The organism is Pseudomonadota bacterium (genome assembly GCA_026390555.1).
Classification (GTDB): Bacteria; Bdellovibrionota_C; UBA2361; order UBA2361; family OMII01; genus OMII01.
Genome location: JAPLFS010000083.1, coordinates 1 through 11,392, shown reverse-complemented (window position 1 = coordinate 11,392; position 11,392 = coordinate 1). Strand labels below are relative to the sequence as shown.

Annotated in this window: 11 protein-coding genes; 1 reads left to right on the top strand and 10 read right to left on the bottom strand. The window is 52.2% G+C overall.

Annotation, left to right across the window (positions count from 1 at the left end):
• The coding region (locus NTV65_11260) for a hypothetical protein (GenBank protein MCX6115774.1) at nucleotides 1–626 on the bottom strand (626 nt) is incomplete at its 3' end.
• Here NTV65_11260 and NTV65_11255 point away from each other — a divergent pair.
• The gene (locus NTV65_11255) at nucleotides 607–1,035 is read left to right on the top strand and encodes a hypothetical protein (protein ID MCX6115773.1); all 429 of its coding nucleotides are present in this window, start codon (nucleotides 607–609) and stop codon (nucleotides 1,033–1,035) included. The two genes, NTV65_11260 and NTV65_11255, sit on opposite strands and share 20 nt — an antisense overlap.
• A gap of 592 nt (nucleotides 1,036–1,627) precedes the next feature.
• Here NTV65_11255 and NTV65_11250 read toward each other — a convergent pair.
• The 9 genes from NTV65_11250 to NTV65_11210 form a co-directional block, all read right to left on the bottom strand.
• Complete coding sequence (locus NTV65_11250) at nucleotides 1,628–3,061, bottom strand: NADH-quinone oxidoreductase subunit N (GenBank protein ID MCX6115772.1); 1,434 nt, start codon at nucleotides 3,059–3,061, stop codon at nucleotides 1,628–1,630.
• On the bottom strand, nucleotides 3,058–4,608 hold the full coding sequence (locus NTV65_11245; protein MCX6115771.1) for an NADH-quinone oxidoreductase subunit M: 1,551 nt from the start codon (nucleotides 4,606–4,608) through the stop codon (nucleotides 3,058–3,060). The genes NTV65_11250 and NTV65_11245 overlap by 4 nt, the downstream gene beginning before the upstream one ends.
• A gap of 6 nt (nucleotides 4,609–4,614) precedes the next feature.
• Nucleotides 4,615–6,498: an NADH-quinone oxidoreductase subunit L gene (nuoL, locus tag NTV65_11240; GenBank protein MCX6115770.1), complete on the bottom strand. Its 1,884-nt coding sequence runs from the start codon at nucleotides 6,496–6,498 to the stop codon at nucleotides 4,615–4,617.
• 5 nt (nucleotides 6,499–6,503) lie between these two features.
• Complete coding sequence (gene nuoK / locus NTV65_11235) at nucleotides 6,504–6,806, bottom strand: NADH-quinone oxidoreductase subunit NuoK (protein ID MCX6115769.1); 303 nt, start codon at nucleotides 6,804–6,806, stop codon at nucleotides 6,504–6,506.
• A complete protein-coding gene (locus NTV65_11230) occupies nucleotides 6,803–7,369 on the bottom strand; it encodes an NADH-quinone oxidoreductase subunit J (GenBank protein ID MCX6115768.1) in 567 nt (188 codons plus the stop codon). The genes nuoK and NTV65_11230 overlap by 4 nt, the downstream gene beginning before the upstream one ends.
• Complete coding sequence (locus NTV65_11225; protein ID MCX6115767.1) at nucleotides 7,366–8,463, bottom strand: NADH-quinone oxidoreductase subunit H; 1,098 nt, start codon at nucleotides 8,461–8,463, stop codon at nucleotides 7,366–7,368. The genes NTV65_11230 and NTV65_11225 overlap by 4 nt, the downstream gene beginning before the upstream one ends.
• A 6-nt stretch (nucleotides 8,464–8,469) precedes the next feature.
• Nucleotides 8,470–10,167: a 2Fe-2S iron-sulfur cluster-binding protein gene (locus NTV65_11220; GenBank protein MCX6115766.1), complete on the bottom strand. Its 1,698-nt coding sequence runs from the start codon at nucleotides 10,165–10,167 to the stop codon at nucleotides 8,470–8,472.
• A gap of 17 nt (nucleotides 10,168–10,184) precedes the next feature.
• The gene (locus NTV65_11215; protein ID MCX6115765.1) at nucleotides 10,185–10,802 is read right to left on the bottom strand and encodes an NAD(P)H-dependent oxidoreductase subunit E; all 618 of its coding nucleotides are present in this window, start codon (nucleotides 10,800–10,802) and stop codon (nucleotides 10,185–10,187) included.
• Nucleotides 10,792–11,392, bottom strand: a 601-nt coding sequence (locus NTV65_11210; protein ID MCX6115764.1) for an NADH-quinone oxidoreductase subunit D, incomplete at its 5' end; no start/stop codon positions are given. The genes NTV65_11210 and NTV65_11215, both read right to left, overlap by 11 nt.

The window sequence follows — 11,392 nt, the reverse complement described above, 5'->3', positions numbered from 1 at the left end:
GGGAGTGAGTTAAAGAAATCACGCCACTGCTCCTGCGTAATCTCGTGCCGCATTAGGTAGAACTTACCGTACCCCTTCGGAAAGGCGGCTGGGATCGTATACCCTGTAGCATCATAGTACTCGGCGCTACCAGAGCTGGTTGTAATCGCAGACTCGCTCGTTATATACCACGGGTCGTTGTCAGCGGAGCCCTGCTTAAATGAGCTAGTTGAGGTGTTATTATCCCCGGCATAGAACGCCCCATCCGGAACGTACACCATATGTATGGCGTGGATTTGATAGGTTAGGTCATCACCATATACCACTCCGTCCTGCTCATAATCCCACCGTAGCTTTACATCGTTAAAGTCTACGCTCCCTGAGCCAGCGGCGCTGCGGTAGATAAAGACACCCACTCCGGGGTTAGTAGCTATATTAAAACTTGTGGCTGTATTAATAAGCCCGGTAGTGATCTCTGAACCGTTGGGCGCCGTATGTCCGGTATTGAGCAGCGAGCCGGGCTGCCACTCGCCGCTACCCCGTGAGGCGTTCTTAAACTTCATAAACACCCAGACAGCATCCCAGTTACTCTGCTCGGTGCTTAAGCGCCAGGAGTAGTTCCATGCAATGTCAAACTCGACATCCATGGTGCCGGTGTTGGTATCTACTCCACTTAGTATGAGATTATCGAGCACCACGCTACTTGGTCCGGCGCTGGTAAAGGTCGGGGCGGGGGTTGGTGTTTCGGTTGGAGTCTCAGTTGGAGTCTCGGTAGGAGTCTCAGTAGGAGTCTCAGTTGGCGTCTCGGTTGGGGTTTCGGTTGGAGTTTCGGTAGGAGTTTCGGTTGGGGTCTCAGTAGGAGTCTCAGTTGGAGTTTCGGTCGGAGTCTCGGTCGGAGTCTCAGTTGGAGTCTCGGTAGGAGTCTCAGTAGGAGTCTCAGTTGGCGTCTCGGTTGGGGTTTCGGTTGGAGTTTCGGTAGGAGTCTCAGTTGGAGTCTCGGTCGGAGTCTCGGTCGGAGTCTCAGTTGGAGTCTCTGTTGGATTCTCCTCCTCTTGAGCCGATGCATCTGACGGGGCGTTATATGAGATGAAAAGAGACACCATTGCGATCACGCAGAGCAGTGCACGAGCGATATGCCCCCCATTCGGCCTAAAGCCGTTTGCGTCTCCTGACATAGCTATGGCAAGGTCATAGGCCTTCTTGTTAGCGCTCATCTTACGTCTAGAGGTCGGTCGCCAACCCCTATAAATTTAAACATTTATCAAAAAATTAAGCCCACTAACTAAAGTGAACTAAGAATCTCTATTGCAGACTAATTCTCTTAGGTTTGCGGGCAACGGTACCGTTAGTACCCTCTAGTAAACCAAGAAAGCCCAAAATCTGGCAAAAATTGCCAGATCCAGGGTGTCGATCTAGAAATCCTAAGGTCGCTGGCCACTATTGAGACCAAAGCAACGCCTAGTTATAAAACCGTATTCGGCAACTATAGGTGTCAACCACCCCTCTTGGCAAGTTGAGATATTTGTTAACTATTCACCTCTATTGGATGATGGGCTAGCTACTAGGAACGCCGGTATCTACGCGGCCATGAAAGGTAAGGTAAGGTAAGGTATAGCCCACCTAAGCATTATACCTATGCTCTAACGCCTTATTTATACCCAACCAGCGCGTCCGCTGCGGAACGAGCCACCCCAAGGATAGGTTCGGGGAAAAGCCCAAGCGCTACTACCGCTAGGGCGCATACCCCGATAGAGATTATAGTCGGATACGATACCGCTAGGCGCCCCTGCTCTGTACCGCTCTGAAAGAGCATCGCCATCGGCACCCTAAAGTAGTACGCACAAGCGAGCGCCGAGTTAAGCCCCGCAATAATCGCAAGGCCCTGCAGATCAACTGAGAGCGCCGCTGAGAACAGAAATACCTTACCCATTAATCCAGCTAAGCTAGGGGGCAGCCCAGCCAGTGCCAGAAAGAATAGGGTCATGCAGGTTGCAAGAAATGGGCTCCTCTTAATCAGGCCGCGCAGATCCCCTAGATCGTCCGCATCCGGACCAACCGCCGAGAGCACAGAAAAGGCCCCGACCGTCATCGCACAGTACGAGATCAGATAGAAAAGGGTTGCCGCAACGCCATCCCCTTGCGCTGAAACTATGCCTATAAGCATATAACCAGCCTGTGCAACGCTTGAGTAGGCCAGCATCCGTTTAATGCTCCTCTGCTGCAGTGCGGCAAGGTTTCCAATCGTCATCGCAAGCACAGAGAGCACCCAGAGCGCCCCCATCGCCCACTCCTGTGGATATTCAAAGGCCCAATATGAAACCTTAAGGAGTGCAGCAAAGGCCGCTATCTTAACCACACAACTCATAAAGGTGGTAACAGAGGTCGGAGCCCCCTGATAGACATCGGGCACCCAGAGATGAAAAGGGGCTAATCCGAGCTTAAATCCAAGCCCTAGTAGGATCATAAGGAATGAGAGGATAACCATCGGCGATACTATGAGATCGCTTCCGGTCATCATCGAGAGCGAGCCGGTGGCGCCGTACCAGAGCGCTATCCCGTAGAGCAGAAAAGCGGAGCTGAAACACCCCAGCAAAAAGTACTTAATTGAGGCCTCAGATGATGCAGGCTTCGTTATGCGCGCTCCACACAGGCAGTAAAGCGCTAGTGAAGCCACCTCAACCCCGATAAAGAGAGTAAGAAAATCCGCCGCGAATATCATCACGAGCGCTCCACATAGCGCCGTTAGGGTGAGGAAATAGTATTCATTAACGGTCTCTATCTGCTCGCTATTAATGGCGGAGCTTGTGCCGATTAAACTTAACAGCGCCCCACCACAGGCGAGTATTCCAAGTAAGCGTGAGAGATCGTCTACGATAATGCCGTACTCACCATCAACTATTGTGTCCGGTATCTGCGCAAGCAGCACCACTGCGACTGCTACGAGCAGCACCGCTAAGATGGCGGCGCTCCGGGTGCGCTCAAGGAACCGACCAGTAACTAAGTACCCGAGACTCCCGAGAGAGATAGCAAGGATCGGTGCAAACGATCCTAACGGTGATGATAATAGCGCTACTGCATTCATATCGTACCTACACTCCTCTCCTTAAAGCGCGCTCGATCCGTATCGCTATCTGGCGCCTTATCTAGTGCTACGGTGCGCGTCACCTGTGCGTTCACTACCGGCGCTATGAACGAGAGCATCCGATTTGGGAACACCCCAAGCGCAATTATAGCCAGCGCCAGGGCACCCATGATAATGAGATCCTGAGCACTAATATCACCCTGCCTCGCCACACTATGCTCTCGCGCTGGGCCGAACATGGTCTTAAGGTACGCCGTTAATGTATAGACAGCCCCGAGCACAACACCAACCAAGGACAGAGCGGTCCAACCTGGATAGCTCCCCCAAGAGCCCAGAATAATCAGGAACTCCCCCACAAAGCTGCTCGTCAGTGGCAACGCAACGGCTGCGATACTAAACACCATCAGAAAGAGGGCCGCCCTTGGCATCTTTGTCGCCAAGCCGCCAAAGCCATCAAAGTCCCGCACCCCCTCACGGTCTATGACCGCGCCGAATACTAGAAAGAGCGCCGCCGTTACAAGACCGTGACTGAGCGCTTGAAAGACCACCCCGGTTAACGCCAGTTCATTTGTTGAAGCGAGCCCGAGCACACAAAATCCAAGGTGCGAGATAGATGAGTAAGCTAGTAGCGAGGGGATATCCCTCTGCACTGCTGCGATCAGAGCACCGTACACAACCCCAACTGCTCCGAACGCTGCTAGAAACGGCCCCGCCGAGTGCATAAAGTCTGGAAACAGTGGAAACATAAAACGTACCACGGCGTAGATACCAACCTTACCGAGGAGTGCTGCGGTAAAGGCTGCTATGCCATAGGGCGCCTCACGATAGGTGTCGGGTAACCAGCCGTGCAGAGGAACTATCGGGATCTTGACCGCAAAGGCCAAAAGAAAAGCTGCACCAAGCGTAAGTTGCTCCGTTGAACTCAGCTCCCCCACTCCATTTAGCCCATACCCGTACCCCTGCCCCTGCCAAACAAGGTAAAGAATAGCTAGAAACATCGGTACGGAGCCGGCCACGGTATAGAGCAAAAACTTTAGCGCTGCCTGAATACGGCGCGGACCACCCCAGAGCGCCGTAGCGCCCAGTACCGGAAGGAGCATCAGCTCATATAAGCAATAAAAAAGAACCAGATCGGTTGCGAGAAAGGCCCCTAAAACGCTCGCCTCTCCAAAAAGAAGGAGCGCGTACCACCCTGCCCCAGCGGCGCTCGGCTTACTTAGCCAGCCGATTACTGAGAGGGAAACAACGCAGGTCAGAAGAGCAAAAACTAACGACAATCCATCTAAGGTCAGGCTAAAGGTTATTCCAAGCGAGGGGATCCAGCTACGACTCTCGTGCAGAGCGTTAGCCGTGTCTGGGCTAGAGATAATCCCTTTGGCTAACGCCAGTAATAATCCCAAGGTAAGGACAGAGACAAAGAGTGCCCACGCTCTACACAACCTGCCGTTAGTATCTCGCTCACGAGCGAACCACGGCCCAAGGCAGAGCAGCGCCCCGAGCATCGGCAGTATAATAAGAAAACTGATCGGCAACCGTTCAAGCATCATCTCTGCCTACCTTACCTGTGTAAAAATACCGAAGAGCGTTGCCGCCGCGCCGAACATCAGAAAGAGATAGGTCGTTACCTGCCCCGTTGTAATCCTACAGGTCAGCTCCCCTACAGCGCTGGTGATATTGCCGAGAGCTACCGCACTACCCTGAATCAACGATTGGTCAACCGACCTAAATGCAATACCTGAGAGCTTTCTAACCGGCCTAATAACAAGAGCGTTCAGCACCTCATCAAAAAAGTAGGTGCGGGCAAATAGCTTTTCCAAAGGCCCACAGAACCTTCTAATCAAGCTCCTCTCACGTGGTGCTAGGATAAAGAGGTACACCGCAAGCACGATTCCAAATACTCCGGGGAGCGAGCCAACTAAGTACGAGAGCAGCCCCTCAGCGCCGTGCTCCAAGCTTGTCCCTTGTGCGCTCAGCCCAGAGAGGTACGCCGTAAAGGGGTGCTCAAGGACGAAACCTCCAACGAGTGAGAGTAACGCCAGCACCATCACCGGTGCTGTCATAATAAGCGGTGCTTCGTGTGGCTCTGCATGCCCACGGTAGCTTCCAAGAAAGGTCATAATAAACGAACGAGCCATGTAGAACGCGGTACATACAGCGATAGATGTAGCTATAAAGCTAATTAATTCGATCTGATCTATTAAGAAACGGTTCGGTGTTCCCGCAATTGAGGCCAAGATCGCATGCTTTGAAAAGTATCCAGCAAAGGGGCAGATCCCGGCGATAGCGAGGGTTGCCACTCCGTAGCAGATAGAGGTTATGGGCATACTCTTTGCGAGCCCTCCCATCTTTCGCATATCCTGCTCGTGGTGACAGCCGTGAATTACAGACCCTGCGCTGAGAAATAAACAGGCCTTAAAGAAAGCGTGGGTTACCACATGAAAAAGTGCCACCGAGTACTGCCCTACCCCCACGGCGATAAACATAAAACCGAGCTGACTAACGGTTGAGTAGGCCAGCACCTTTTTAATATCGTTCTGAACCATGGCGGTTGTAGCGGCTAAGGCTGATGTGGCGAGCGCCACCCACAGGATAGTTGCTGGAACGGCAGCATCTAACTCGATAACTCCGTGCATACGGGCCATCAGATAGATGCCGGCTGTAACCATGGTTGCCGCGTGAATTAGCGCTGAGACCGGCGTAGGGCCGGCCATCGCATCGGGGAGCCAGGTAAAAAGCGGAATCTGTGCAGACTTTCCCGTTGCGGCAAAAAAGAGCGCAAGCCCTGCCAACAATCCTAGCCCCTCTGGCAGACGCCTGAGCACATCGGCCTTATTAAGCTCCACTACATCGAGGGTTCCACACGCAGTGAAAAGAATGGCCATCGCAACAAGAAACCCGAGATCCCCGATACGATTCATTACAAACGCCTTGCGACCGGCCTTGGCGTACTCGGTATTGGTAAACCAGTATCCAATCAAGAGGTATGAGCAGAGCCCAACCCCCTCCCATCCGATAAAGATAACCGGAAGGCTCTTTCCGAGCACCAGGACCAACATCGAGGCCAAAAAGAGATTCATATAGGAGAAGAAGCGTGCGATACCGGGATCGTGCGCCATGTATCCTATAGAGTAGATATGAATTAAGAGTCCAACCCCAGTTACGATCAGACACATTACCGCCGCTAGTGAATCAAAATATAGCTCCATCGGTAGCGCAAGCGATCCAAACGAGATCCACGATGTAAGGAATCCCGTAAAGCTCCTGGTCGCACTTACTTCAGCCCACAAAGAGAGCGTCATAATGAACGACACCAGCACCGCTAGCGATGCCGTTATGCCCGCTAGCTTTGCAGCGACCCGACCAAGCAGGTAAGATAGCAAGGCCCCGATCAGAGGTGCTATCACAATAATTGACAAACGAAGATCTGAGCTTTCCATAACCCCTACCACTTAAGCTGCGCAGCATCGGTCGTCTCTACCGATACCAAGCTTCTAAATACCGAGATAATAATAGCTAACCCGACCGCTGACTCTGCGGCTGCAATCACCAAGACAAAAAACACAGCTACCTGCCCATCAAGGTTCCCATGCATCTTGCTAAACGTAACGAAGGTGAGATTTACCGCGTTAAGCATCAGCTCGATGCACATTAGGATAACGATGGCGTTACGCCGCATACAGACCCCTATAGCTCCGATTATAAAGAGCAGCAGAGCTAGGCCAAGATAGGATATTAATGGACTCATGGCTGCGCTCCTGCATTCTTTCCCTTCTCTCCGGTACCCTCGTTACGGGGCGCTAACGTTACCTGCTTTCGCTTGGCGAGCATAACGGCTCCAACGATTCCGATTAGTAGCACTAGCGACGAGAGCTCAAACTGCACTATATAGCGACTGAAGAGCTCCTCTCCTATAGCTTTTACGGTGCCCTCAGAGCGCCGCATATTCTCTTGCATGCTATGGGTTGAGAGCCCTGAGAGCTGTGTCACCATGGAGGAAAAGGCGGTAGAGAAGATCCAGCAACCGATAGTGATTGCGATAATTGCGCGCACGATTACAAACCTGCGGCGCGGCTCGTCCTTTAAATTAAGTAGCATCAATACAAATAACACAAGAACCATAATAGCTCCGGCGTATACCACTATCTGCGATACCGCCAGAAAGTGTGCCTCAAGTAAAGCATAGAGCCCCGCCACCGCGAGCAAGTTTACGACCAGCGCTAGTGCGCTGTAGAGGGGGTTGCGATTAACCACAACCGCTATCGCTGCAACTAGTGCGATAAGTGAGAGGACAAAACCGATAAAGGTCATAACGCTACCTTAAGGATCGCTGTAATAACGAGGTTTACCAGACTGACCGGAAGCAAGATCTTCCATCCTAGGTTCATCAACTGGTCGTACCTAAAACGGGGCAAGGTCCAGCGAATAACTATCTGCAACACACACAACGATACAACTTTTGCCATCAACACCAGGTGTCCGATCAGAGCGGCCCACCAAACTCCCTGCGGTAGGGTAATCCAGGGGATATGCCATCCACCAAAGAATAATAGCGCTAGCAGCATCGCTATCAGCGCTATCTCTGCGAACTCCCCGAGCCAGAACATTAGGAACTTCATGCCGGAGTATTCGGTAAAGTATCCGGCAGCGAGCTCAGACTCAGCTTCAGGCAGGTCAAACGGGGCTCTCTTGGTCTCGGCCATACCGGCCAGAAGCAAAACGACGAACCCGACCGGCTGCATTACGATGCCCCACTGCGGAATAACCCCGTAGAGAAGCTTCCCCTGCTCTTCGACGATGGTATAGAGATCAAGTGAGCCGTAGACGACGATAATAGCAACAAAAACCACCCCCATCGGAAGCTCATACGAGATCATCTGCGCAGTAGCACGCAGCGCTCCAAGCAGCGAGAACTTGTTGTTACCGGTCCACCCTGCTATCGCTATCCCATAGACTGCCAGGGAGCCCATCGCTAGAACAAAGAGCAGTCCTCCATCGATTGAGGCGACACAGGGATGCACCTTATAGCCATAGACCGTAAAGTCAGGTGCTATGGGCAGCACCGCAAAGGCCAGCATAATCGGAAGCACCGCCAGGACGGGCGCAAGAGCATGCAGAAACTTCGAGGCTCCTTCAGGCACGAAGTCCTCCTTCCAGAGCCCTTTGACCGAATCACAGATAAAGGTGTTGATGATACCGAGCCACCCCATCATTCTGATTAATGGCAGGAACGGTTTAATAAACCACTTATCTGATTCAACGAAGGCCCCTGCCCTGTTGGCTCCAACTCGGTCCTGAATTAATGCCGAGCCCTTACGCTCAAGCCAGGTACAGGTTGAGGCGAGCACAAGTGCGAGGTTCATTACAACGAAGACCTTCACTAGGAGAATTACAAGCTCAATCATACCTTCCTATGCTACCGGTAGCGCTACAGAGGCCACAACTGCCGGGTTCGAGGGCGTGCTACTGTCCCCCACCTGCGAGGCTGGCACCAACTGAACTCCCTCCCCCTTAATCTTTGCAATCGATAGCCCATGCACCGAAACGACTGAATCGGTTGCAAGGTACCAACGGGTCAGATCTCTATCGCTCATCTGTGTGGGGTTACCTGAGATAAGCTTAGCTCCTGCCGCCTCACTAAGCTGGGCGAGAAAGCGCCAATCAGGAACTGTGCCATCGATTAGGGGCAGAACGCTCTGCGCGTACTGTAACCTTAAATTTCGATTAACAAGGAGTCCTGATTTTTCAAGTATACTGCGCCCTGGAACTATCATGGTGAGTGTGCGTGCAAGGAGTGACTCCCTGTCTGTAAGTACCCCAACCGATAACTTCGCTGCGGCTAATCCCTCAAGCAGCTGAGCATCTATATCCTGTGTTGCGATGGCGCGGTCACCAAGCACAAGCACATGTTCGATCTCTTTGCGACGGATCTTGGCCAGCACCTCTAAGTATTCGCCTTCAGGTGTCTCTCCAACTATTCCAGCAAGCTGTGCACCCCTAAAGTTACTTGCGTAGTCGGGGCTAACGAGGATCTCTTCTACCTGATTAAGCGCGCGCTGCCGATAGGCGATCACAGCTCGGCCCACCGCTGAGGCGCGCACTAGAAGCTGCTTAATAAGGTAGTACTCCTCTAGCAACAGATCGGGGGAGGCTAGAATAGTTAAGGTCTTTAGGTTTCCCTTAAGCGCCGCTATTACCTCGGCTACTGACGGCAGCTCTCTTGCAGTTACGTTATTAAAGGGTGCTTTGACACGCGCTACTGGCAGAAAGCGCTGGAAGCCGTAGCGCCCCTCATCACACAACCACTCCTTATTGACCGCATCGTTACGACGCGCCTTGACCTGCACCACTTGGCCATCACGTTCAGCAACCTTTACGTTACATCCAGTGGAACATCCGGGGCAGATTGAATCGGTCTGATTGGTAAACCAGATCCTGGTATTAAAGCGCCATTCTCTATGGGTGAGTGCCCCAACTGGACAGAGATCAACTACCGATCCGGAGAGCGCGTTATTTAACTCATGTCCGGGGCTAATTGCGATTACCGACTGGTCGCCCCTATTTAACATGCCGAGCTCTGAGGTCTTTGTGATCTCATCACAGAAACGGATACAACGGGTGCACATAATGCAGCGCTCACCATCGAGCATAACCGTTGGTCCTAGCGGGATAGCCTTTGGCTTATGAACCTTCTGTTCCAGAAATCTGCTTGCGCGCGCGTTGTACTCAAAGTGATAGTCCTGCAACTTGCAATGACCGGCCTGATCGCACACCGTACAATCAAGGGGATGATTAATTAGAATAAATTCTAGGGTGGCGGCCTGCGCGTCGGCAACTGCCTGACTAGTAAGGTGCGTTTCAACCTGCATGCCCTCCGCTACGGTCGTGTTGCAAGCGATAGTCAACTTCGGTTGTCCCTTAACCGAGACCTGACACATGCGGCAGTTACCCGCTATAGAGAGGTGCGGATGGTAGCAATAATGCGGCACCTCGATATCGGCGCACTTGGCCGCCTCTATCAGGTTAGTACCCTTAGGCACCTGAACCTGCTTTCCGTCGATCGATAGGGTCACTAACTCGACCGGCTTTTGCGCAACTAAATCAGACATTATTTAACTCTATGTAATCACACGATCTCAGATTGAGGACACCCTTTCAGGCCAGCACCGAGCTGATCACGAACCGTCGAGAAGCGCAGATCTGGGCTCTCCTTTTCTATGCGATCGAGCAGCTTTGTAAGCTTCTCTTCGTTAAGATTCTCAAAGAAGATATCGTTAATTTGGCACATCGGCGCAGTTCCGCAGGAACCTAAACACTCCACCTCTTCGAAGCTCCAGGTACCATCTGCGCTCACCTCCCCAGGCTTAAGGCCGAGGTGCTCATGCAGAAATTGAGAGATGCGCTTTGCTCCACGCAACGCGCATGGCAATGTGCGACAGACCTGCACATGATATCGACCGACCGGCTTTTTGTAATACATAGTATAGAAGGTTGCGACCTCCCAGACCTGTACCGGCGCTATCGAAAGTTTGTGCGAGACCCAATCAACAGCGGCTTGAGTTATATGACCGAAGTGCTCCTGGGCGATGTAGAGCAGCGGCATTATAGCCGAGCGACTTTGTGGATAGAGCGCTATCATCTCCTGCGCTCTGCGCTCAGAGATCTCGGGCAAGAGCAGTGGCTCCTTACTTCTTGGAACAGCGCCCTTAGTGTTAATATAAAAGACCTGTCCGTTATCGGTCACACTCACCACCTATCATATTTATCATTCCAAATGTCGGAATAAGGTCCGAGAGGTTCCGTCCGAGCAACATCTTCCTCAATGAGCCCATATGAATAAAACTTGGAGCACGCACATGTGCGCGGTACGGCTTGCCGCTACCATCTGAGACAACATAGAAACCGAGCTCACCGCTTCCGCCCTCAACGGCCTGGTAAGCGGAGCCCTTCGGAGGCTTTACGCCGTACATCACCAACTCAAAGTGATTAATCATGCCATCGATTGAGTTATAGACCTGATCCTTTGAAACAAGTGCGATATGCGGATCATCTACTATGATGGCTCCCTGCGGTAGCCTTGCGATCGCCTGTTCGCAGATCCTAAGCGACTGCTCCATCTCGTTTAAACGAACTAGAAAGCGATCGTAGTTATCGCCCTTAGTTCCAAGCGGCACCTCAAAGTCAAACTCCTCATAGCTTGAGTACGGGAAAGCCTTGCGCACATCGTAGTTAACCCCTGAGCCACGCAACATCGGGCCGGTCAGGCTAAGGCCAATAGCCTCCTCTGCAGTTAGAATTCCGATATCGCACATACGGTCGATAAATATTCTGTTC